The 23481-nt window shown below is 68.5% G+C and carries 12 protein-coding genes; 5 read left to right on the top strand and 7 right to left on the bottom strand.

The features are described from left to right. Window positions 1–5: 5 nt before the first annotated feature. Together ACOGXI_RS00850 and ACOGXI_RS00845 are read right to left on the bottom strand one after the other, a co-directional pair. The gene (locus ACOGXI_RS00850; protein ID WP_419937016.1) at window positions 6–3704 is read right to left on the bottom strand and encodes an ABC transporter permease/M1 family aminopeptidase; all 3699 of its coding nucleotides are present in this window, start codon (window positions 3702–3704) and stop codon (window positions 6–8) included. Window positions 3705–3708: 4 nt separating this feature from the next. Next, entirely contained in the window at window positions 3709–4626 is a 918-nt protein-coding gene (locus tag ACOGXI_RS00845; protein ID WP_419937015.1) for an ABC transporter ATP-binding protein, read from the bottom strand. Window positions 4627–5534: 908 nt separating this feature from the next. On the opposite strand from ACOGXI_RS00845, the gene ACOGXI_RS00840 reads away from it, so the two are divergent. After that, on the top strand, window positions 5535–9125 hold the full coding sequence (locus ACOGXI_RS00840) for an Ig-like domain-containing protein (RefSeq protein WP_419937014.1): 3591 nt from the start codon (window positions 5535–5537) through the stop codon (window positions 9123–9125). Between the two features lie 283 nt (window positions 9126–9408). Here the strand turns inward: ACOGXI_RS00840 and ACOGXI_RS00835 are convergent, their stop codons facing one another. After that, complete coding sequence (locus ACOGXI_RS00835) at window positions 9409–9789, bottom strand: hypothetical protein (RefSeq protein WP_419937013.1); 381 nt, start codon at window positions 9787–9789, stop codon at window positions 9409–9411. A 423-nt stretch (window positions 9790–10212) separates the two neighbouring features. After that, window positions 10213–10497 (bottom strand): DUF1330 domain-containing protein, encoded by a 285-nt coding sequence (locus ACOGXI_RS00830; protein ID WP_419937012.1) that lies wholly within the window; start codon window positions 10495–10497, stop codon window positions 10213–10215. 190 nt (window positions 10498–10687) lie between these two features. On the opposite strand from ACOGXI_RS00830, the gene ACOGXI_RS00825 reads away from it, so the two are divergent. After that, window positions 10688–12496 carry a solute carrier family 23 protein gene (locus ACOGXI_RS00825; RefSeq protein ID WP_419937011.1) on the top strand — a complete coding sequence of 603 codons (1809 nt, stop codon included), beginning with the start codon at window positions 10688–10690 and terminating at the stop codon, window positions 12494–12496. A gap of 51 nt (window positions 12497–12547) precedes the next feature. On the opposite strand, the gene ACOGXI_RS00820 is transcribed toward ACOGXI_RS00825, so the two are convergent. Beyond that, entirely contained in the window at window positions 12548–14911 is a 2364-nt protein-coding gene (locus ACOGXI_RS00820) for an ATP-binding protein (protein WP_419937010.1), read from the bottom strand. Between the two features lie 619 nt (window positions 14912–15530). Between ACOGXI_RS00820 and ACOGXI_RS00815 the strand changes: the two genes are divergently transcribed. Beyond that, complete coding sequence (locus ACOGXI_RS00815; RefSeq protein ID WP_419937009.1) at window positions 15531–15755, top strand: hypothetical protein; 225 nt, start codon at window positions 15531–15533, stop codon at window positions 15753–15755. A 76-nt stretch (window positions 15756–15831) separates the two neighbouring features. Here ACOGXI_RS00815 and ACOGXI_RS00810 read toward each other — a convergent pair whose 3' ends face one another. Then, window positions 15832–16434 carry a DUF6624 domain-containing protein gene (locus tag ACOGXI_RS00810; protein ID WP_419937008.1) on the bottom strand — a complete coding sequence of 201 codons (603 nt, stop codon included), beginning with the start codon at window positions 16432–16434 and terminating at the stop codon, window positions 15832–15834. A 195-nt stretch (window positions 16435–16629) separates the two neighbouring features. Between ACOGXI_RS00810 and ACOGXI_RS00805 the strand changes: the two genes are divergently transcribed. Both ACOGXI_RS00805 and ACOGXI_RS00800 read left to right on the top strand, forming a co-directional pair. After that, a complete protein-coding gene (locus tag ACOGXI_RS00805) occupies window positions 16630–18588 on the top strand; it encodes an RNA-binding domain-containing protein (protein WP_419937007.1) in 1959 nt (652 codons plus the stop codon). Continuing rightward, window positions 18588–20084 (top strand): pyridoxal phosphate-dependent decarboxylase family protein, encoded by a 1497-nt coding sequence (locus ACOGXI_RS00800; RefSeq protein WP_419937006.1) that lies wholly within the window; start codon window positions 18588–18590, stop codon window positions 20082–20084. The genes ACOGXI_RS00805 and ACOGXI_RS00800 overlap by 1 nt, the downstream gene beginning before the upstream one ends. Before the next feature lie 204 nt (window positions 20085–20288). On the opposite strand, the gene ACOGXI_RS00795 is transcribed toward ACOGXI_RS00800, so the two are convergent. Then, a complete protein-coding gene (locus tag ACOGXI_RS00795) occupies window positions 20289–23333 on the bottom strand; it encodes an Ig-like domain-containing protein (protein WP_419937005.1) in 3045 nt (1014 codons plus the stop codon). Window positions 23334–23481 lie beyond the last annotated feature (148 nt).

Here is a 23481-nt window from a genome sequence, read left to right as displayed (position 1 = left end):
CGGCTTCAGAAGTCGAAGACGGCGTCGTCGCGGTTGAGTTGGAGGACGAGCACGTCCGGGTCGACCAGCACCCGCTCGGGGTCGAACCCGGCGCGGATCTCGAACTCGGCGGACTCCCCGGCGCCCAGCGTTACCTCGGTGCGCGCATCGCGGTAGTCCGCGGCGACCACCGTTCGCCGGGCGTCGTCTCCCTCGTCCGACCAGCGGTCGCCCGCCGTCGCCGCCACTTGCACCGTCATGTGCCCGGTTCCGACGTTCCGGACCGTCCCCCGCACGACCCAGGTTTCGGTGCCGGCCCCCTCCGCGCCGCCAGGCTCCGGGGTCTTCGTCACGTTCTCGAACTCGTATTCCGGGACGACCACATCGTGGAACCACTGGTCGGTGAAGGCCTCGAACGCCGCCGTGTCCGGAGCGAAGCCGCGCAGCACGGCGAGCATGTCCTGCAGCACCGGGAAGTCCGGGTCCGGGTTGTACTTTCCGATGAAGGCGCGGAGGCCGGCGAGGAGGTTCTCGCGGCCCATCTCCTGCTGCAGCATCCACATCACCCAGGCGCCCTTCTCGTAAGTGACGGTGCCATCGCCGGCGCGGCTGCCGTCCGTCTTAACCATCGCGCGCTCCGCGTCGACGAAGCGGCGGAAGCCGTACGCCGATTCCGTCCGCTTGCCGAACTCGATGCGGTAGCGGTCGCCGTACACCTGTTCGTGCAGGAGCATCGTGGCGTAGTGAGCCATGCCCTCGGAGAGGATGTTGCCGCCGGGGCCGTCGCCCGGCACGAGCAGGTTCCCCCACCACTGGTGCGCGGCCTCGTGCGCGACGACCATGAACGCGACGTGCGACACCGGGCTGCTCCTGGCGAGGAATCCGCTCCCCTCGCTGAACGAGATGTTCGTGGGGAACCCCTGGGCGTAGCTCGCGTAGTCGGGGAACTCCGAGATCTTGAGCACGTCCCACGGGAAGGGGTAGAACCACTCGGAGTAGTACCTGCGCGCCGCGTCGAGCGCGGCCGACATCTCCTCGATGTTGTAGTCGTGCTCCGGGTGATGGTAGATCGCCGTGCCATCCCCCTCGATCACGTCGTACTTGCCGGCGATCACGTTGAACAGCGTCACGGGATGGTCCGTCTCCCAGACCACCGTGCGCCGGCCGGCGGCGACCTCGCTGCTCACCAGTTGGCCAACCCCGTTGGCGGTGAACGCCTCGGGCGTCGTGATGCGGGTGCGCACCGTGAAGGGCCCGCCGCCCCAGCCGAACAGCGGCTCCGTCTCTCCCTCGTAGAAGTCGTCGGGGTGGTCGCGGGGTTCGGCCGAGTTGTCCTCGTCCACCCCGATCCCGGACAGATAGCCCGGCACCGGGACGAACGTGGGCCCGAAGGCGGTGAGCACGATCCCCGATTCGAGGATGAACTCTCCCGACCCGCCGGGTCCCTGGCTCAAGCCCCCCATCATCACGCGGTCGTACTCGAAGCCGATCGTCAGCGTGTCTCCGGGGGCCAGCGGCGCGTCGGGAGTGAAGATGAACAGGTTGGAGCGGTCCTCGGGTTCGTACGCTTCGCCGCCCAGCGTCCAGGCGATCGGATCCCACGGCCCGGCCGTGACCGGAAGCCGCTCGTACGCGTGGTCGCGGTGGTTGAAGAAGGTGTATTCCCCCTTCACGGCGACGGAGCGCTCGCTCGGCTCGAAGTCGAGACCGAGGTCCACGCGGGAGACCGACGGCATGCGGAAGTCGGTCCAGGTGGCGGTGTTCCGCTCCCAGTAGTCGTCGGCCCACTCCCGCGCGGCGTCCCCCTCGTAGCCCCGCTCGCCCCCGATGGCGAGGATCGACGCGAGGGCGATCGCGGGAATCGCCAGCGGCAGCAGCCGGAGGGCGCCGAGCAGGAGCGGCTTCGGGCGCAGGCGGTGGATGATCCCGACCGCGTCGAAGTCCTGCCGGCCGTACCACTTCACCGAAAGCGCCACGAGGAGCGGCACCAGGCTCAGGTAGAGGAGGCGGTTGAGGAGGAGCGGAGTGCCGTGGAGGGTGAAGGCGCCCATGTCGCTCCAGCTCAGCACGCCCAGGCCGAGCCAGTTCGTCACCCACGTCATCCCGTCGCCCGCACGCACGTCGAAGATCGTGTAGATGATGAGCGCCAACCCGAGTCCGTACACGGCGTACCGGTTCCGGAGCAGGGAAAAGAGGGCGGTGACGAGCGCCGTCCAGAAGACGAACGTGGGGATGAGGACGGCGCCCCACATGGCGACGAAGGGGAAGAGGTCGAATCCCACGGGGCTCCCGCCGATGAACTGGTGGTAGAGGAGAAGGGCCGCGTTGGCGAGCAGCGTTACGAGCAGGATGAAGCCCGCCATCACGCTGTTCCCCAGCGTCTTCCCCAGAATGACGGCCCCGGTGCCGACCGCCGTGGCGCCGAAGATCTCGTGTAGGCGGCGGCTGCGTTCCTTGTGCAGCGACTCGACGGTGTAGAAGAGGAGCAGGAAGCAGAGAAGGACGTTGAGATCGCTGAGCTGGGCCTCCGCCATCCCTCCCGGCGTGTACAGGAGGCGCGAAGCGAAGGGACCGATCGTGAACAGCGTCGAATTGATCGCCGTGAACAGGATGAGGGGGACGAAGAGGTACATCCCGGGCCGCACCATGAGGTCCCGAATCTCGCTCCGCGCGATGACGCCGGCACCCTTCCAGAAGCCGAGGGGGCGGGTCGTCATCCCGAGGCCCGTCAGGGTCGTCGCCGCCGCGTCGCCCGGGGTCAACGCGGAGCCTGCGCCCGCAATGCCCGCGGCGCCTGCGGCGGCGGCCGAAGCGACGGCGGGGGCCTTCCGGCGCCGAAGCCAGCGCAGGAAGCGGAGTTCAATGCCGCCGACCAGCATCCTGCGGGTGTAGCTGCGCACCGCGCCCGCTACGGCCGCGAGCCCCAGCAGCGCGACGACCGCCCGGCTGATGACGAATCCCGCGTCGGGCCGCAGCGGCTGCGTGTTATAGAATTCCACCCCCCGGTCGACGGCGAGGAAGGTCTCGTCCAGCCACCGGAATCCGGAGGGGTCGATGAGCATGAGCAGCCGGTTCACGTCCGGCGAGAGCCAATCCGGCGACCAGGTGGCCAGGAAGGTGAGCGTGAAGAGGACCGACGCCATGGGGAAGGCGAAGACGATGATCGGACGGCGCGTCCAGGCGCCGAGGAAGAAGGCGACGCCCCCGAAGAGCAGAATCTGCGGCACCCCGAAGAGGAGCGTCGGGAAGAGGTAGTTCCAGGGGTGGAAGGGGCCGATCGTCTCCGAACCCCCCGCCCCTTGCACCACGTGCGCGAAGAAGCCCAGGACGACGAGGAAGACCAGCCACGCGGCCGCGAACGCTCCCGCGGCCCCGCAGAACTTGCCCCACGCGTACTCCCCGGGCGTGAGCGGGGTGGAGTGGAAGACCTCGGTCACCTGCAGTTCGAGGTCGCGGATGACGACCATGCCGCACGAGATCGCCAGGAACCAGGCCGCGACCGCAAGCATGACGATGCCCTGGATCATGCTCTGGTTGTAGACCGAGGTGATGTGGGGCCGCTCGGCGCCGGGCACGAAACTGCCCGTGGACACCGTGACGGCCCCCTCGGACAGCCCCATCGCCATGAGCCCCAGGATCACGAGCAGCACCCAGTGGGCCGGACGGCGGAACGTCGCGCTGAATTCCCGCCGGGAGACCTCCCACCAGCGCGTGAGCGTGTTCACCGGTTCACGGCGCGGCTTCGGCTGCCTCGGGCCGGGATCCCTCGGGCCGGGCTCCCTTCTCCCGGGCGAGGAGGAGGTAGGCGTCCTCGAGCGTCGGGGCGGCCGCCTCGAAACCGGCCGGCGGCGGTCCCTCCGGCAGGTGGATGCGGACCTGGTTGCGACCCTCGATGAGGAGCGCCTGCGTGACCCGGTAGTCGCGGTCGACTGCGGCGAGGTCCTCCTTCGCGACCGCGCCCTGGTAGATCGTGCCCGCGAGGCGGCCCCGGGCCTCGGCCGGAGTCGTGTCCGCCACGAAGCGACCGTCGTACATGATCGCGACGCGCGGGCAGAGCACCGAGATGTCGTCCACGATGTGCGTGGAGAGGAGGACCGTGCGGTCCTCGGCGAGTTCCGCGAGCAGGCGGTAGAAGCGGAGCCGCTCCTCCGGGTCGAGGCCCGCCGTCGGCTCGTCCACGACCAGGATCCGGGGGTCGCCGGCCAGCGCCTGCGCGATCCCGAGCCGCTGCCGCATACCGCCCGAGTAGCCCTTCACCTTGCGCTTCGCGGCGTAGGACAGGTTCACGCGGTCGAGCAGTTCCGCGGCGAGGCGCTTCACCCCCTGCGGCGCCTCCACCCCCTTGAGGACGAGCAGGAAGCGCAGCATCGACTCGCCCGTGAGGTGCGGGTAGAAGCCGAAGTCCTGCGGCAGGTAGCCCAGCTGCCGCCGGATCCGGCGGGGATCGGCGACGATGTCCTCGCCGTCGAAGTGGACCGTGCCGGAGGTGGGCTCGAGCAGCCCGGCCACGATGCGCATGAGGGTGGTCTTCCCCGCCCCGTTGGGACCGAGGAGCCCGAACATCCCCTGCCCCACATCGAGCGACACTCCCTGCAGGGCGGCGACGGGGCCGGGGTAGACCTTGACGAGGTTCCGGATCTCAAGCATGGCGTCGGCCGCCTTTCGCTGTGCCGCCGGTCTCGACGCCGCGGAGCTCGAGCCGCTGGTCCCGGCCCCGCTCGTCAAAGACTCGGATACTCTCCCCACGGAACGGGAAGCCGCCAGGTTTCGCGGGCGCCGCGCGCCGGGAGCGGGCGTCCCCCCTTCCCCAGAACGTTCCCGCGGACTCCTCCCGACAGCGATGTAACATATTTGAAGTCGGCGTCGGACACGAACTCCCGGCTGTAGAAAAAGCTCTTCCGGATGTAGCCGGTCGGGTGCTCCACCTTCCTCCCTTTCGTCTTCGCCCGGTGCGGCCGGCCGGCCCGGATCCGGAAGCCCTAGTGGCGGCTGAAGCGCAGGAACTCTCCGTTCTCCAGCAGCCGACCGCCCGCCGCGCGACCGTCGGTGGCGATCGCCGCCTTCATCTGGTCGAACAGAAGCTCCGAAGGTATCCCGCCGCAGTAGGCGAAGGAGGACTCCAGACCCCACCTCGCGACCGTCCGCCCGCCGGAACGTTATCTCCTCCGGCAACTGCTCCAAGGAGCGGTCCGGCATCCGCAGGCCCTCGACGATCGGTCTTGCCTCACGGTTGAGCGACATGATCCGCCGGTCCCGGCGTCAAAGACCACCACGCCGACCGGCGAGGTGTCCACCAGGGCCTGCAGGTCGGCCCGGGCCCGCTGCTCGTCCCGGTAGGCCCGCGCGTTGGCGATGGCCGTCGCCGCCTGCGACGCGAAGAGCACGAGCACATCTTCGTCCCCGTCGGTGAACTCCCGTCCGTCCTCCTTCTCGCCGAGAAAGAAGCTCCCGAGACGGTCGCGATCGCGCCCAACGCGGCGCCGGTCAACGCGCGCGCGCAGTCGAGGATCTCCTGCAGAACCGCGTCGAGATCGAGGCTCTCGCTGATCCGCATAATGGCTCCGCACAGGCCGGAGATGCCTTCCTGCAGCGCCTCGATCCGTTGCCTCAGCGCGGCGGAATCCTCCGTCATCGGTCACTCCTCTTCGGGGGCACTTGGCACGCTCTGGCGCGGCTGCGGCCAGATTATCGGCAACATAACCAGGTATGTCGCCCACAGATCGCATCCGGTTGCTTATATTGCGGGTCGAGGGGGTAGTCGCTTGGAGTTCTCGCCTCTCACCAACTCGCAAGGAGGCTTCCATGACTTGCTAGCGGGCACCAGGCAGCTGCGGCCGGCGTTCCGTAGTTGCGCGCCCCGCCCGCTCTGCCTCTGCCCGGCGGAGGCGACTACGAACTCACGGGACGGGACGTCGATGGCCAGATCAGGTTTAGCAGCGGTGCGGGAGATGGTACGGAGACGGATGCTCGGCCAGGGGACTCAACGCCCCAAAGAGCGCATCCAAAATTTACCAGTGGGCGCGGGCGTCGGCACCGGCATGATTCTCCTCTTGCTCTCGTGTGGAGACTCCGCAACGTCTCCCGGTGCTCCGCGGCCGCCACCGCCTCCGCCGACGGTACCGTCCCTGACGATCTCGATCACTCCGGCCGAGGTGACGTTTGCCGCCATCGACGATGTGGTTCAGCTCTCCGCGGAGGTGCGCAACCAGGCTGGAGAGGTCGTCACCAGTGCGGTCGTCCGCTGGTCGAGCGGGAATCCGTCCGTTGCCAGCGTGGATGATTCGGGGTTGGTGACAGCCGGTGGTTCCGGTACGACGACGGTCAGGGCCCGTTCCGGGCGCGAATCGGCGGAGGCGCGCGTCACCGTGATGCAGGTTCCGACCGGTCTTGGAGTAAGTCCACGCACACTGGCGTTCAGCAGGATCGGCGATGCGGTTCAGCTCACCGCCCACTTCACGGATGCGAACGGACACGCCATCCCCGGCGCTGTCAGCGCGGCCTGGTCGAGCGCCGACACGTCGGTCGCCACGGTGGACTCGACGGGATTGGTGACGGCCATGCGTAACGGATCCACGGCCGTGACGGCGCTGTTGGATTCCCAGGCCGCGGCCGTGTCCGTCAACGTTGCCGATCCATCGGAGGATCGGGAGGTGCTGGAACGCCTGTATCACGCCACCGGAGGTGATGCCTGGAAGCGGAACGAGAAATGGCTGACCGGGGCGCCGCTGTCGGAGTGGTTCGGTGTATGGGTCGGCCCGAACGGCCGAGTTGACGCCCTCGAACTTGCAGATAACGGGTTGACGGGCCCGCTCCCGCCCGAACTGGGCGACCTGGGGAATCTGACGCGGTTGTTACTCGGCGACAATCAGCTCACCGGGCCCCTCCCTCCCGAGATCGGGAAGCTCTCGCTCCTGGAGCGCCTGGAAGTCCAACGGGCCGGGTTGAGCGGCCCCATCGTGCCCGAACTGGGCGGACTTCTGTCCCTGGGCAGCCTGTATCTCAGCGAGAATGATTTCTCAGGAGCGCTGCCTGCCGAGATCGGCAATCTCGTCAATCTGGAAACCCTTAGCCTGGTATTTAATCCCGGTCTCACCGGACTCTTTCCTCGTGGTCTCGTGAGGCTGAAGAAACTGTCCGGGTTCTCGTCGTACGGGACGCAACTCTGTGCTCCCATCGACGAGGAGTTCAGCCGATGGCTGGATGGCATCGAGGACTCGGCGATCGATGAATGTGGTCCGGATCAGGTGGAGCGCCTGGTGCTGCGGGAGTTCTTCGACGCTGCCGGCGGCGAATCCTGGACCCGCACGGATGGCTGGAATTCCGAGATGGACCGAGAGAATTGGCATGGGCTTACGGTTGAGGACGGGCGTGTGCGGTCGATCTCGCTGGCGGACAACGGCCTGACGGGTTCGATACCGGGTGCGGTCGCGGGGCTGGCCGGGCTGCAGAGCCTGGATCTCACCGATAACGATCTCGCGGGTCAACTCCCGTTCAGTTTCGGCGGCATGACCGCGCTGACCGCCCTGCGGATCAGCGGGAACGCAAGACTGAAGGGGCATTTTCCGTTCAGCATGACCGGTCTGACGCAACTGGATGTTCTGGAGTACGAGGACACGGATCTCTGCATACCTCCAACTCCGGGCTTTCGGGTCTGGCTCGAAGATGTCGATGTCGTGCGCGGGCCCTTGTGCGAGAACATCCAGAATGTACGATTGCGATTCCCGCTGGTTTACTTCACGCAGGCCATCCAGCGGCCAGCAGGGGATGTTCCGCTGGTCGCGGGTCGTGATGCACTGTTGCGGGTGTTCCTTACAAGCCACGCGCCGGACGCTTACTACTCGCCCAGCGTCGTCGTGGTGCTTTACGTCTCGGGGGAGGAAGTGTACCGGACCGCCCTGCATCGGGCGGAAGCCCTAATGGCAACGCTCGCCGACGAAGGCGATCTCGAGCGATCCTACAATGCGGTCATCCCCGGGGAATTCATTCAACCGGGTCTCGAATTCGTTGTGGAGGCGGATCCGGAAGGGTCGGTGCCGTTGGCCGACGGTAGCCAGACTCGGTATCCGGACTCCGGTGTTGCAGCGGTGGAGGTGGTTGAGGTGCCTCCAATGGAGCTTACCGTGGTGCCGGTGGTGGAGGCGGCGGCCCCTGACTCCTCGATCTACGCGTGGACGAACGCGGTTGCCGACGATAGCCCGGAGGTTGGCCTTCTAAGGTATGCGTTTCCCTTCGCCGACTTTCGCGCGCGCGCCCGAGAGACGTATGCGACATCCGTCGATCTGACCAAGTTGGCAGGGCAGTGGAGACTCGTTCTCGAACTCGAAGGCGTTCGTGCCCTCTCGGGAGGCTCCGGGTATTGGTATGGGGCGGCTGCGTCTCGGTCCGGCTACGTTCGCGGGATTGCGAGGCTGGGTGGGCGGGTGAGCATGGGTAAGCCGTCGATGGCCGAACTCGCCCATGAAGTGGGTCACAACCTGAATTTGCTTCATGCTCCCTGCGGAGACCCTCTCAATACCGATCCGAGCTTCCCGCACCGGGACGGGGGCCTCGGAGCATGGGGTTACGACTTCCGGGACGGCACGGTGGTCTCTCCCGAGACCCGCCGCGACATCATGGGATACTGCTACGCGCAGGGCTGGCTGAGCGACTACTTCTTCCAGGACGTGATCAGCTACCGGGACAGCGTCGCGACCGATGCCCAGCTTGCGACATCGCGGTCTGAAGCCGAGTTGGTCGTCATCTGGGGCGGGGTCGTCGACGGGGAGCTACGAATTGAGCCTGCGTTCCGGGTCACTTCCGTGGAGCGTCTCCCGGACGGGCCGGGGCCGTACCGAGTCGATGGGTTCGCCGCCGGTACCCGGCAATTCTCCCTCTCATTCACGCCCGGGGAAGATCAGTTCGGCAACAAGTACTTCTTCTTCACGGTCCCGAGCGCGCCCCTGGATCGGATCACGCTCACCGGACCCGAGGGGACGGTGACGATCGGTGCGGACGATGAACGTACGATCTCGATCGTTCGCGATCCGGCGAGCGGAGTGATTCGGGGCATCCTGCGCGACTGGGGAGGTGATCTTCCGCCTGCTCTCGGGCGGATCGAAGATCTCGATGTTTCCACCTACCGCGCGCTCGGCGTATCCCTTCAATAAATCCGCGAGCCCGCGCCGACGAAGGATGAGTTGCCCGCGAAGTATGACGTGCCGTCCGAAGCGCCGGGCTTCGAGGGCGCAACGCCGCAGGCGCAAGTTTTTGCACGTCCACGATGGAGTTGGTTGAGTGGGGCGCGGGGATAATACGAGCGGTACAGGCTGGGCATGGAACGATGGAGGAGTACCTGACGCTGCGCCATCGGCCAGAGCCGGAAATCCGGTATGACTCAAGCTGATCGTGAGACGGGGCATGTCGTCGTCACAGTCGGGGGTTTTTGAGGGGCTACCGGCGGCGGCGCGCCCGGGTGACGGCCTCCCTGGCCCGCCTGGCGTGCTCCCGGGCCTCGCGGGCCGCCCGTCCCACGGATTCGACCACCTTCTCCGCGCCCTCCCGCCGGTGCGGCGGCGCCAGCGACTCGACGGCCCACCGACGGTCCTTGGCCCGGGACGCGTGACTCTCACACTCGATGAGCGCCAGACGAGCCTCCTTCGCGAGGAGGATGGCGTTCCTCTCGCGGGGGCGGAATCCGAGGGCCTGCTCCGCGTACGCCACGGCTTCATCCGCCGCTATGCGGGCGTCCCTCTTGAGGGAGATGGCCTCCTCGGCCCACTCGAGGATGGACTCGACGTCCCCTGGCTTCGGCTTGCCGGTCTTCTTCGCCATGCCCGTTCCGGTTTGAGCTGCGGTCGACTACACGTGTTCGCAGCGTACCTGTGAACGGTCGGGCATAACGGGTTGTGCGTCAACGTGCGGCGAACGCGACGGGGGCGCGATCTTGAGGAGCGGCGATTCAATAAACGAGGGATAATCCCGCTTCCGATAGTCTAACGGTTTCGGATGCACCGGAGGACGTATGCCAGGGCTGCTCCGGCGGACAGGACCATGCCAATGTTCCCGTAAACCGTATTAATCTGCAGCCCGAGAAACAGCGAGAACGAGAACATGAGATAGATCAGCACTATGGCTGCAAGATGGCCGGCCACTCTCAGTGCGACCTTCAACCTGCTGCGATGCTCGGTCATCGGCTGATTCGTCATCGGCCTTGGAGGTGCGGGCCGCGTTCGCGCCGCGGCCCGCGCCCGGGGCTTAGACTCCCTCGACGATCACGACCTCTCGGGTGAAGGCGCCGCCGGCGCCCTTCAGGGCCTGCTGATGCTCGGCGCTGTCATAGAACGCCCGAGCGGACGCGGCGTCGGGAAAGCGCTGGACGACAACGACATCGGGTGCCTCGCCCTCGAGTGTGGCGCACTCGCGGGCCCGGACGACGAATTCGCCGTCGGATTGTGCAAGTAGCGCCGTCGCGGCCTCCGCGAAAGCGCTGTGCGCCTCAGGGTCCTGAACCTTCGTTCGAATCACGATGTACGCTGCCATTTCAGCCTCCGGATCGCGGGTACACGTTGCCGGTCTACATACGCGGTCTCACTATGCCGGTCGACGCGCGGGCCAGCAAGTGATCCGGCGGGTATCCGCGGCGGGTATCCGGGCGGCGGCTATTGGAGCAAATTCGGCTGGAGCAAACCTCGCGACCAGGAGGGAAGATGGACCCACGAGACTCCGACCCATGAGGCCGGGCTCCAACGAAGACCTTCGCTACGAAGTCGAGGACCGGCTTCCGGGCCCGGTCGCGCTGGGTCTCGGCTTTCAGCTCGCCGCCATGGGCATCAACGGGGTCGTGCTGATCCCGACGATCGCGTTTCGGGCGGGCGGCGCCGAGGACCTCGTGCTGTGGGCGGTGTTCGCCTCCGTGCTCGCGTGCGGCGTCGCCACGATCCTCCAGGGCCTGCGAGTGGGACGGATCGGGGCGGGGTACGCCCTCCCTCACGTCAGTTCGGCCATCTTCATCGCCGTCTGCGCCGAGGCTCTGATTCGGGGCGGACCGGGGCTGCTCGCCATCCTGGTCGTCATCTCGGCGCTCGCCCAGGCGGCGTTTTCCGCGCGGCTTTCGCTGCTGCACCGGGTGCTCACGCCCGTCGTTACCGGGACGGTGGTCATGCTCATGCCCGTCACGGTGATGCCGATCCTGTTCGACATGCTCAACGAGTTGCCGCCGGGCGCCCCCGTGCGGGCCGGACCGCTGAGCGCCGGCGTGACGATCGTCGCCATCCTGGGCATCGCGCTCCGCGCGAAAGGGACCCTGCGCCTCTGGGCCCCGGCGGTCGGCATCATCGCCGGCTCCCTGGTCGGCGCGGCCTTCGGCATCTACGACACCGGCCGCGTGGCCGACGCCGAGTGGATCGGCGTCCCGGCCGGCGGGCTGCCCGCGCTCGACATCGGCTTCGGCCCGGCGTTCTGGGCTCTGCTGCCCGCGTTCCTGTTCGTGGCGCTCGTCGGCACGACCAAGTCGGTCGCCGTCGCGGTCTCCGCCCAGCGCGTGTCGTGGCGCCGGTCGCGGGCGGTCGATTTTCGCGCCGTGCAGCGCGCCGTGGCCGCGGAAGGCGCCGGAAATCTGCTCGCGGGTGTCGCGGGAACGCTGCCCAACACGCCCAACGGGAGCGGCGTGGCGGCCATCGAAGTCACGGGCGTCGCCGCGCGCAGGGTCGGAGCGGCAGCCGGACTCGCCTTCTGCGTCCTCGCCTTCCTCCCCAAGGCGCTCGCCCTCATTCTCGCCATTCCCGACGCCGTCGTGGCCGCCTCCATCGCCGTGGTCATGGCGATGCTGTTCACGGTCGGGACGCGCGAAGTCGTGCAGAGCATGGGCGCGAATCCCCGCAACGGCCTGATCGCGGGCGTCTCGTTCTGGACGGGTCTCGCCTTCGAGTTCGACCTGATCTTTCCCGCCTACTTCGCGGAGTTCGCGGGCGGTCTGCTGAGCAACGGGCTGACGACGGGAGGCCTGGTGGCGCTGCTGCTCACGGCGCTGACGACGCGGCGGAAGAGCCGGCTCAGAGTCGCGCTCGACGTGGCCGAACTGGCCCGGATCCGGGAGTTCATCCAGGCGTTCTCGGCCCGGCACGGGATGACGGCGGTCACGGAGCGGCTCGAAGCCGCGAGCGAGGAGACGCTGCTCACGCTGCTCGAGTTGCGGAACGCGGCGGATGGGACGGCTGAGGCGGATGGGACGGCTGAGGCGGATGGGACGGCTGAGGCGGAGGCAACACCAGACGACGGGAGACGCGAACTGCTCCTGACGGCGAGCGAGGAGGACGGCGAGGCCGTGCTTGAGTTCAGGGTGGGCGCCGCGGGCAGCGACGAACTCAACCTTCAGGACCGCCTGGCGTGGCTCGAGGCGGAGACCCGGGCGGTCGACGTGGAGCAGGAGATCTCGCTCCGGCTGCTCCGGCACCTCGCCTCCTCGGTCCGGCACCAGCAGTTCCACGACGTGGACATACTGACCCTCCGCGTTTCCGCCGTGCCCGAGCGCGAATCGTGAATGGGAGGATCGCGGCAGCGTTCCCGATGATGGCGAACCCGGCCCGGATCGTCAGGGAGAACCGGCGGGCATGAAGTAGCCGACCCCGCGCTCGTTGCGGACATAGGCCGGGTTGGCCGCGTCGTCCCCCAGCTTGCTCCGCAGCCGCTTCACGACCGCCCGCACGAGTTTCGGGTCCGGCGAGCGTCGATCTCCTCCGCGCCACGCCTGGCGCAGCAACGACTCGTGCGTCAGCACCCGTCCCGCGTTGACCGACAGCACGCGCAGCAGTTCGTACTCGGTGGGTGTCAGCTGCACGGTCTGGCCCGCGACGGCGACCCGGCGCTGGTCGTAGCGAATCGTGAGTTCATCCAGGACGAAAGGCTCGGGCCCGGCTATCCGTCGGAGCGCGGCCCGCACCCTGGCCGTCAGCTCCGAGGGAGAGAACGGCTTGACGATGTAGTCGGCCGCGCCCGCATCCAGCGCCCTGACGATCGTTTCGTCCCGGCCGTACGCGGAAATGAAGATGACGGGCACGTCGCTCAGCTCCGGAACCCGCTCCATCAACGCGATGCCGTCGGTTCCGGGCAGCAGCAGGTCGAGCAGGACCAGGCCGGGCCGGTGCGTCGCGACGAGGTCTGGTACCTCCTCCGGGTCCCCGGTCACGACGGGAGTGTAGCCTGCTCCGGTGAGCACGTCCCGAAGGTACCGGAGCATCTGAGGGTCGTCGTCCACCGCCAGGATGCGCGTCGTCTCCTGCCCTTGCCGAGCCGCGCGCGGGCCGGCCACCGCGAGATCCTCGGAGGCGGTTTCCGACTCCGCGGTCACGGGCACCGTGAAAGTGAATCGCGCGCCTTGTCCGACGCCGCCGCTTTCGGCCCGGATCCGGCCCCCGTGCGCCTCCACCAGGCCCTTGCAGATGGTGAGGCCGAGCCCGGCTCCCGCTCCGCGTCGCTCCCCCTCCGTGCCGGCCGGCGCGGCGTACTTGCGAAACAGGTGCGACAGTCGGTCCGGCGCCACCCCACGACCCTTGTCGCTCACGGAGATCGCGACATGCCCGCCTTCCCGTTTCGCGTCGATCCGTATGGGCGACGACTCGGGAGAGTACTTCGCGGCGTTGGACAGGAGGTTGCACAGGACCTGGACGATGCGGGCCCGGTCGACCAGCACGCGCGGGAGGTCTTCCGGGAGGTCGATGTCGAGCGCATGCGTGCCGGCGCCGGTCACGAAGGTGCTCCGCGCCTGGTCCGCGAGAGCCGCGACTGACGCCGGCTCCGGCGACACCGACAGCGTGCCCGTCACCATGCGCCCGTGATCGAGCAGCTCGCCGATCAGGCCGCGCATGTGGTCGGCCTGGTCGTCGATGACTCGGAAGAACTGCAGCATCTCGCCCGGGTCCGGCGGCGGCGAGGCGCCCAGAACGGTGGCCGTGGACCCCTTGATCGAGATCAGCGGCGTTCGCAACTCGTGGCTCACGATGCCAAGGAACTCGGCGCGCATGCGCTCCAGTTCCTCCAGCGGCTCCAGGTCCTGCAGCGTGACCACGACGGACACGACCCTGCCGTCGTCCGCCTGGATCGGCGTCGAGTTGACCAGGGTCGTCACGCTCCGGCCGTCGGGGACCGAGAGCGTCATCTCCTCGGCGCGCACGGTCTCCGCGGTCCCCAGGAGCTGGGCCAGCGGAAACTCCGCCAAGGCATGTTCTCGCCCGTCCGCGCGGCGGCAGGTGACCGCTTCCAGGATCTGCGCCGGAGCGGTCCCCGGTACGTTCAGCGCGTCGACGATCCGGCTCGCCTCCCGGTTGAACGACACCGGCTGGCCGGTGGGCCCGTCGAATACCACGACTCCCACCGGCGAAGTCTCGATGAGCGTCTCCAGATCCGCCCGTGCCCTGCGCTCCTCGCGGTGCGCGCGAGCGTTCGCGATCGCGGTTGCCGCCTGGGCCGCGAACAGCGTCAGGACTTCCTCGTCGGCGTTCGTGAACTCCCGACCACCCTCCTTCTCGGCGAGAAAGAAGTTGCCGACGTTGATGTCGCGGTGTCGCAGCGGCGCCCCCGACATCGTCCTGGACGGCATCAGATCCGACGAGAAGCCTAGCGCGCTCACGTAGGCGGGCAGGTCCCCCACGCGAATCGGCGCGGCAAGACTCCTGAAGTGCTCGAAGAGCTGCGGGCCGTCCAGCCAGGCGACCAACTCGGCCTCTTCGGCCGGAGCGAACCCGGACGTCACGAACTCCTCGATGTCTCCGGCGCCGTCGACGGTGGCGATCACGCCGTAGCGCGCCCCGGTCAGGGCGCGCGCGCTGTCGACGACCTCCTTCAGCACCGTGTCGAGGTCCAGGCTGGCACTCGTGCGCAGCACGGCCGCGCTCAGTCTGGACACGCGCTTCCGGAGCGCCTCGATCTCTCTCTGCAACTCGCTGGAATCGTCCGTCACTCTTTCCCTCCTGTCCGCTGGCCGCGCCTGTCCGCGCCCGTGAGTCGCGCGGAGCTTGGCGCCCCCCGGCGGTCCCCGGTGCGGCGGACCTCATCGTATCGCCCACTTGTCACGAAGTTATATCCGACCTGTCACGCGACAAGCAACAACGGGCCCGCGCTCAGGCGTTCGACCGCGTGCGCGGCGCCGCAGGGCCGGGCCGCGCGGGGTTACGTTCGTCCTTGCAGGCGTTCGGAAGCGACGATAATCTCGTGCGTCCCAGCCGATAAATCGCGAAATGGTCGCCATATCACGCCATCCGCGACGCGCGCGGCGCGGCATCAGTGCGAAACCGATACCGGTGTGAAGGCAGGCCCGTAACGCCGAAGCTGACGGTGCAAGGAGTGACGAACATTCGATTGGACACGCCTTACCGCCGGGCTTCTCGAGCGGTGCGCGATCCGTGCGATTGCGGGAATCCCCGATGCCCCCACGGGTCTCGGCGCTGCCGGAGAACGTTCGCGGCCGACGAGCCTCGGTTCCTTGTCCCGCGAGAACCGCCCGAGGGGGGGCGCCTCCTGCGGCATGCGACGGACGAAGTCTGCGGCTCGTGCTTTCGTGTGCACATGGCCGACGCGCCGTGACCGAGGACGCGAAGCGGATCCTGTACGAGTTCGCCGACGGGGAATCGTTCGGCGTCACTGCCGTCCGCCGGCTGCTCACGTGCCGTACGGCACGTGCGGAGCGCGCGCTCCATTCTCTGATCAGCACCGGCATGGTACTCCGCGTGCGCGGCCACGAACGCATTTACAAGCTCACGCCGTTCGGCCGCGACCTGGGTGAATCGCTCCGACCGTCGGAATAGCGTGCGGCGCGTTGGCCTGGTTCGGGCCGGGCCGGGGACGTTACGCGCAGCCCGATTCAGTCAGATTCAGTCAGATTCAGTCGGTCCACCATCCGACCGCCGCGGCCCATTCCTCACGCGCCCTCGCGTACGCCGGGTGATCCGCCGGCGGCCGGTCTCCCTCGGAGGTCGCCCGCATGCGCGCTTCCTCCATCTGCTCGGCCAGCGGCGGGAGTCCGACGGAGAGTCGCCGCTCATCCAGCCGCTGCGGGTCTTCCACCTCGCCCGGCGACAGCTTCCCCTCGGCATCCCAATCGAACTGCGTCCCGTAGCGCTGCGGCCGACCCTCGAAGAATCGGATCCGGTCCTCCAGCATCGCCGCGTGCCGGGGAGACGCCCTTCCCTCGCGCGCCGCGGCCTGGAGGAGTGGCAGCGCGCGCCGGAGCAGGCCGGGTTCCGCGATCGCGTGCTGGAGGATCATCCAGGCGGCCTCCGCCCCGTCGGGGCCGACGAGGTCCGTTCCCGGCCAGCCGGCCGACTCGATGATCCGGAGAAGGCGCCGCGCGTTCCGCTCGTGGACGCGCGCCATCCGAGGCTCGTAGCCGGCGTCGAAGAGTTCGCCCGAGGCGGCGAGTTCGGCGCGCACCTTGCCGTCGAGCCGGGCCATCTCCAGCAGTTCGTCCCTGAGCGTCTCGTTCATTCGTCACGGAGAGATACGGTTGAAATCCGAGGCTAGGAGGCCCGGTTGTTCGTAGCAAGCGCTGAGCGTCGGCTGGCTACGGGATCGGGCCAAACCGCCACGGCTGCCAGTCTCCGCCGGGGTTCGTTAGTTTCCCGGGCGCGCTGGCCCGACCGCCACGACCATCGGCACCGGTAACCCCCGACCCGCGAGGCGATGAGCGACCTCCGAATCAACCTGGACGACCTGCTCCACGCCCGGAGCGTCGAGTCCGAACGCATCGAGTTCAAGGCGACCTGGGCCGGGGAGGTGACGGGCTACCAGGTATTGAAGACCATCTGCGCGTTCGCAAACGACCTCAGAAGGCACGGGAGCGGCTACGTGATTTTGGGCGTCGCGGAGAAGGACGGCAGGGCCGACCTGCCGCCGAGGGGACTGAGTCCCGAGCAAATGGACGCTGCCGGCAGGTGGATCACCGGAAACTGCCGCCGGATCGTGCCGCGGTACGTCCCCAGAATCTCCCGCGAAGAGGTGGAGGGCCGGAGCATCCTGGTCATCTGGGCGCCCGCGAGCGAGACGCCGCCACACCAGGCTCCCGACGGAGAAAAGGGTGACAGGAAGTACTGGGTGCGAGTCGACCAGAGGACGGTAGATGCTCAGCATAACGAGCTTCTTACTCAACTGCTGAACCAGTCCGCGGTCGTGCCCTGGGATTCCCGGGCGGCGGAGGCCGCTACGCTCGACGACCTCAGCGAGACTCTCGTTCGGGAGCACCTGCGGGCTTCCGGCAGTGCGCTCGTGGAGGAGCCGGACGGGCGAACGATCTACCGAAAGATGGACATCGTCCGGCGCATCAACGATCACGAAGTGCCTCGCAACGTCGGGCTCCTGTTTTTTTCGCGTGAGCCCGGGCGATGGTTCCCCGGAGCAAGGATCGAGACCAGCATCCTGCGCGCCGGGGCCGGCGGCGATGTTCTGGAGGAAAAGGATTTCCGCGGGGGTCTCGCGGAGCAGGTCCGCGGGTGTCTGGCCTACCTCCGGCGCGAGGTCATCGGGTCGGCGATCCACAAGGCGGCGAACGGAGTCCAGGCATCACGCCGGCCGAGCTACCCGGAGGAGGCGCTGCGTGAAGTACTCGTGAACGCGCTCTATCATCGCGGTTACGATGAGGACTCACCCCACACGACACTGGTTCGGATCACATCGGACCGGATCGACATTCGGAGCACGCCGGGGCCCGTGCCGGGAGTCGGCCGCGACGAACTCGTCCGGGGTGCGACCCCGAGACTGGCGCCGCCACGGAACCCGCGCGTCGGGGAGCTGTTCAAGGAAATCGGACTGGCGGAGAAGCGCCTAACGGGCTTGGACAAGGTGTACCAGGCGATGGAACGCAACGGCTCGCCGCCCCCGGAGTTCTACTTCGACGAGGAACGCACCTTCTTCCAGGCAACCCTCCGTGCCCCTGCGTGGCGGAGCGCCGCCGCGGCGATTCGCGAGGCCGGCGAACTGAGGGCCGTCGGCCGGTCCGAAGAGGCGTTGGACAAGCTTGAGACCGCGTGGCGCGCCAATCGCGGATCGCTCGTTCTCGCCGAGGAGTTCGTGCGTCAATGCGTGGCGTCGGGAGACCTCGACCGGGCCGAATCCGTGGTTGGAACCAACGTGCATCTGGCCACCGACATCGAGCGTCCTGACGTCGTCGTGCCATGGCTTGAGGCCCTGGTCGCGGACGGACAGCGGGAGCGGGCGCAGCGCTTCCTGGACGGACAGTCGTCAAGGCTCTCTGCGCGTGAGGCGGTCGGGGCCGCGATCGTCGCGAGACGCCTCCGGGACGCCGATCTGGCTACCAGACTTTTTGACGCCGCCGGACCCGCTATTCTCGACGATCCTCGAGCGCTGCTGGAGAGTGCCCAGAACAAGCTGTGGCTCGCCGGCAGTGCGCATCGCGAGGGACGCGCCGGTGAGAACCGCTTGCTTCTGGAAGATGCGCGCACGCTTCTGGAGCGTCTTCTGGGAATGGAGGCGACGCCGCGCCGGCATGCCTGGGCCTGGCGTGAACTCGGCCGGGTCCGCCGTTGGCTTCGCGAACCGGCCTCCGCCGTGGACGAAGCCTATGCCAACGCGATCAGGCTGGCGCCGGACGAGACGAAGTTCCGCGAGGAGCGAAGACAACGGTGATGAGACAGGACAGGGTGCCGGACACGACCTCCGATTCCGCGGCGGCCGACGGCCTCGAGATGTCCCGGGAGGCCATGCTCGACCTGGCCCGGGAGGCGGCGGAAGTCCTCGTGCGGCGCCATGGGGAGTTGGCCGGGGAGGACGCCTGGGACGGGGAGTTCCGTGAGGCGCTCGAGGACCGGCTCCTGCAGGATCCGCCGGAGGACGGACAGCCGGCGACCGACGTCATGGAGCGGGCCGTGCGCGATGTCCTGTCGCTCACGCTTCGCCTCGATCATCCCCGCTGCTTCGGCTTCGTTCCGTCCTCTCCGACCTGGCCCGGCATCGTCGCGGACTTCCTGGCCTCCGGCTACAACGTCAATGCCTGCAACTGGCTGGTGGCGAGCGGACCCAGCCAGCTCGAGTGCGTGGTCATCGAGTGGTTCCGGCGCTGGCTCGGACTGCCGGAGACGGCGGGCGGGCTGCTCACGAGCGGAGGGTCCGCGGCGAGCCTGGACGCGCTCGTGGCGGCGCGGGAGGCCGCCGGCTACCCGGAGCGCGCCACCGTGTACATGAGCGACCAGAGCCACCCCGCACAGGTCAGAGCCGTGAAGATCGCGGGCATCCGTCCGGACCACGCACGCATCGTGCCGAGCGACGACCGTTCCCGCATCGACGTCGACGCGTTCGCGCGCATGGTGGCGGAGGACCGCGCGGCCGGACTGAACCCCATCGCCGTGTGCGCAAACGCCGGCGCCACCGCGACCGGCGCCATCGATCCGCTGCCTGAACTCGCCGATTTCTGCGCGGCGGAGGGCATCTGGTTCCACGTGGACGCCGCGTACGGCGGGTTCGCCATCGTGACCGAGCGCGGGAAGAAGCTCCTGAGCGGCATCGAGCGCGCCGATTCCATCGGGCTGGACGCCCACAAGTGGTTCTTCCAGCCCTACGAAGCCGGCTGTCTCATGGTGCGGGACGTGTCGACGCTCGAAGAGCCGTTCGGGGTCCGGCCCACTTTCCTCCAGGACTCCCTGTGGGGCGCGGGCCACCCGAACCTCGTGGACCGGGGACTGCAGATGAGCCGGTCCGCCCGCGCGCTCAAGATCTGGATGTCCGTGCAGACGTTCGGGATGGCCGCGTTCCGGGAGCGCATCGCGAACGGGCTGGACTGCGCGGCCCGCGCGGAGGCGTACATCGACGCGAGCCCGGTGCTCGAGTGCCTGAGCCCGGCCACGCTGAGCATCGTGTGCTTCCGGGTGAACCCGGCCGGCGGCGAGATGGCCGGGGAGATGGCTGGCGAGATGGCCGAGGAAGCCCTCGACGAACTGAACCGCGAGGTGCTCGCCCGCCTGTTCTGGGAGGACCCCGCGTTCGTGTCCTCCGCCGAGGTGTCCGGCAAGTTCGCGCTCCGGATCTGCATCGTGAACCACAACACGACCTGGGACGACGTGCGGGAGGTGCTCGAGGCCGCGGAGCGGTTCGGGACGGAGGCGCTCTCGTCCGTTGGACAGGGGTAGAAACGATGCAAGGAGAGGCGGGTTCAGTTTTGGGGCCACCGCCGGACGCTGGCGCGCGCCAGCCGTCGTACGACCCGGATTGGTACGAGAAGATCGAACGAGCGAAGCGAGCTTGCGAGATCGGTGAGAAGCTACAGAAGAGTGCGCGGGATCAAGCAGAGAGCGCGGGAAGGCCGTTCGTGCTCGGAAAAACCCCCGGCCCCTTTAGCGGCGCCGGGGGATGGCGTCGGGGATTCCGCGGCTGAACAGCACCGTCAGGTCGTCGCCCGCGACCCCCAGCCTGGCCACCGCATCAGCCACCGCGGCCGCCGCGTCGGCTATCTGCCCGGTGGGGTCCCGCAGGTCGCGCAGCATGGCTCGGACCTGTCCCGTGGCCCGGCTCCGCAGGATGGCCATCGGCCGGTCCGTGTCCTGATCCAGCGTGGCGGATCCTCCGGGGCCCGACAGCGTGATGCTCGCCAGAGCGCCGGCCCACGCGGGATCGGCGGGCACGACGAAGGCGAAAGAGGCACCGCCCTCGCCATCGGCGGTCTCCGGCATGGCGAAACGGAGCGAGAACCGCTCACGCCCTTCGGAGTCCGCACCCGCGATCCGGTAGGCTCCGCCCGCGGGGGGCGGCGCGACCGGGGCGTCGACGACGAAGGCCGGCTCCAGGTACGGTGCTCCGGCGGCGTCCACCCCTCCCCAGAGCAGCAGCGACTCAACCGCCGACACGGTTGCCGCGCCCTGCGCACCCGGCGCGCCCTCATCGGCCAGCCGGAAGCGGAGGGCCTTGCTGTAGTGATAGTCGCTTATCCAGCCGGGAGACGAATAGGACATGAGGTCGTACCAGTCCGGCGGGACCAGTTCCTCATCCTCGTGCGAGTATCCCCAGGCCCCTATCGTGCCCTCGTCGTGGGGGTACGTCTGGTCCACGGGAGGTGGGAACGCCGTATGGAGGAGACTGAGATTGTGCCCGAGTTCGTGCGCCATGATGCGCGAGTCCGGAACCGAGAAACTTGCCCGGCCCGCGATGTGGGCAAATCCCTGGCCACCCTCCTCGGGAAGGCCCGACATCAGGCCCATGTAGTGCCCGGCGCCGCCCTCCATCGCGCGAATCGCATCCGCCTGGTTCAACAGGTCCGAAGGGTCTCGGCTCGAACTCATCACGGGCTCGTGCCCACTCACGCGCAGGTCCACGACCGGCAGGAGCGCGTGGGTCGGCCGGAGCAACTCGTGGTGCTCGGGGTCGTCCGCCATCCCGTCAACGGCCGTCAGGACCGTCGAATCCGGATCCTCGGTCCACAGGAACGGCACCAGCGTGAGGTCGAACAGCGGCACCGCACGCACGTCCACCGGCGCCCGCCCGGTCTCCGGGATCCGCTTCGTAATGCCCAGATCTTCGGGGAGCGTGCCATCCGGGTCGATCTCGACCACCACCTCCACCCCCGGCTGGATCAACCCCGCGCGAACGACGGCGTTGGCCGTGCTCGCCAGCGAAGACTCGTCCGCCGCGGTCGGCACGGGACCCGCGCCGGTCGGGATGTCGACTGTCTCGGCGAGCGCACCATCCAGGTAGAAGGAGGCGCGGACGGGCGGGCGGTCCACGTCGTTCTCGCGCCCGGCGGTGACGAAGACGCGCAGCAGCGCTTCCTCGCCGGCGACGAGCGCCACCGGGAACTCCCGCGACTGGACCGCCTGAACGAGATAGAAGCTCCCGGATCGGCTGCCGCAGACGGCGACTCGCTGGTTGGGCACGGTCTCGAGCCAGGCCCGGAAACCGGCATCGGAGGGGGCGCAGAGGCCGGTCCCGTGCGTCTGGAACGCTTCGAGAGCCGTGAGTTGCGTGATCGTCGGCGGAAGAGGCCCGGCCATGTCGGGGTTGTCGCGCAGCAGCAGTTCGCGCAGGGACGTCAGCCCGCCGAACTCCGGCGGCACGGCTCCGGTCAGATCGTTGGTCGAAAAATCCAACCGTTCCAGCGCGGCGAGATCACCCAGGGCGGGCGGCATCGGACCCGTGAGCGCGTTGTCGTCCAAGGACAACGAGCGGAGACGCGCGAGGTCGCCGAGTTCGGACGGGATCGCGCCCGCAAGGCTGTTCCCCGAAAGCAGCAGCTCCTCAAGTGCGGCCAGGCGACCCAGCTCCGGGGGGATCGGGTCCGTCAGTTCGTTTGAGTGCAGGTGCAACAGCTGAAGGTTGCGAAGGTCACCGAGTTCGGGCGGAATCGGGCCCGTCACCTCGGTCCAGAACAGGGACAGCCTCTCCAGGTTGGCGAGACGGCCGAGTTCGGGCGGGATGGAGCCGACGAGATCGCTCGGAAGCGCTCCGCCGATCGTGAGTAGTCGCAGGCTGGCGAGGTCGCCGAGTGCCGGAGGAATGGAACCCGCCAGACGATTCCCATGCAGCCAGAGTTCCTCCAGGTGCTCCAGGCCGCCCAGGCTCGGCGGGATGGGCCCGGTCACACCCGCGGCAAGGAGATTGAGCCGCGTGAGCGCGGTCAGGCCGCCGAGGCTGGGAGGGATCGGCCCCTCGAGGCTGTTTCGGACGAGAACCAGTTCCCGCAGGGCGGCGAGGCCGCCGAGTTGGGGCGGAAGGGGCCCGGTGAGTTCGTTGTCGCCGAGGTGCAACGACTCGAGACTGGCCAGGCCGGCGAGCGACGCGGGGATCGGCCCGGCGAGGTTGTTTCGCTCGAGGACCAGCCCGATGACCGCTCCCTCATCGTCGACCGTAACCCCGTACCACTCGCCGAGCGGCGCGTCCGTGAGCCAGTTGTCGCGATAGGTCCAGCCGTCGCCCCCGGTCGCGTCGTACAGGTCTCTCAGCCGGTCGCGATCCGTGCTCGACGCATCGACCGTCACCGTCGCGGTGCCGGAGACGCCGGCCGCCGCCGCCGAGATCGTGGCCGTCCCGTTGGCCACCGCCGTCACGAGCCCGGAGGCGTCCACCGTCGCCACCGCGGGGCTGCCGCTCGACCAGGTGATCGTGACGCCCGCCATCGCCTGACCGTTCTGGTCGCGCACCTCGGCCGCCAACTGCGCCGTCGCGCCCAGCGCCGTCAGCGCGACCGTGGACGGCGTGATCGTGACCGTCGTCGCCCGCGGCGGCTCCGGGGGCGGCGGAGGGGGCGGCTGGGGGGACGGGAGCGGATCCGTGGAACCGTCACCGCATCCCGCGATCCAGGCGGCGCACGCCAGGACGACAACAAGGCTTCGGCGACCCGCGGCGTGCGCGCCGGAGAAGGTGGATCCTGCACCGAGCCGATTCGACAAGTGTTCCTCCATTCGATTCGGTCGGCAACTTCCGTCGTCGACCCACCGCAAGCAACGACGATGATCACCAGCGCCAACGAGCCCGGCGGCGCCCTCGGAAGTCGGCACGCTACCGGCGCTTGCGGAGGCGCGCGGGCGCGATGGCCCC

This window comes from Candidatus Palauibacter sp., from assembly GCF_965208055.1.
Lineage (GTDB): Bacteria > Gemmatimonadota > Gemmatimonadetes > Palauibacterales > Palauibacteraceae > Palauibacter.
Note: the sequence above shows the minus strand (reverse complement) of the source record. Positions and strands in the feature narration are given on the sequence as shown.

Excerpts from the sequence above, each read along its gene's own strand:
- ACOGXI_RS00825 (WP_419937011.1), top strand. The coding sequence starts at position 10,688 with ATGAGGCCGGGCTCCAACGAAGACCTTCGCTACGAAGTCGAGGACCGG.
- ACOGXI_RS00810 (WP_419937008.1), bottom strand. The coding sequence starts at position 16,434 with ATGAACGAGACGCTCAGGGACGAACTGCTGGAGATGGCCCGGCTCGAC.
- ACOGXI_RS00830 (WP_419937012.1), bottom strand. The coding sequence starts at position 10,497 with ATGGCAGCGTACATCGTGATTCGAACGAAGGTTCAGGACCCTGAGGCG.
- ACOGXI_RS00800 (WP_419937006.1), top strand. The coding sequence starts at position 18,588 with ATGAGACAGGACAGGGTGCCGGACACGACCTCCGATTCCGCGGCGGCC.
- ACOGXI_RS00805 (WP_419937007.1), top strand. The coding sequence starts at position 16,630 with ATGAGCGACCTCCGAATCAACCTGGACGACCTGCTCCACGCCCGGAGC.
- ACOGXI_RS00840 (WP_419937014.1), top strand. The coding sequence starts at position 5,535 with ATGGCTCCGCACAGGCCGGAGATGCCTTCCTGCAGCGCCTCGATCCGT.
- ACOGXI_RS00835 (WP_419937013.1), bottom strand. The coding sequence starts at position 9,789 with ATGGCGAAGAAGACCGGCAAGCCGAAGCCAGGGGACGTCGAGTCCATC.
- ACOGXI_RS00845 (WP_419937015.1), bottom strand. The coding sequence starts at position 4,626 with ATGCTTGAGATCCGGAACCTCGTCAAGGTCTACCCCGGCCCCGTCGCC.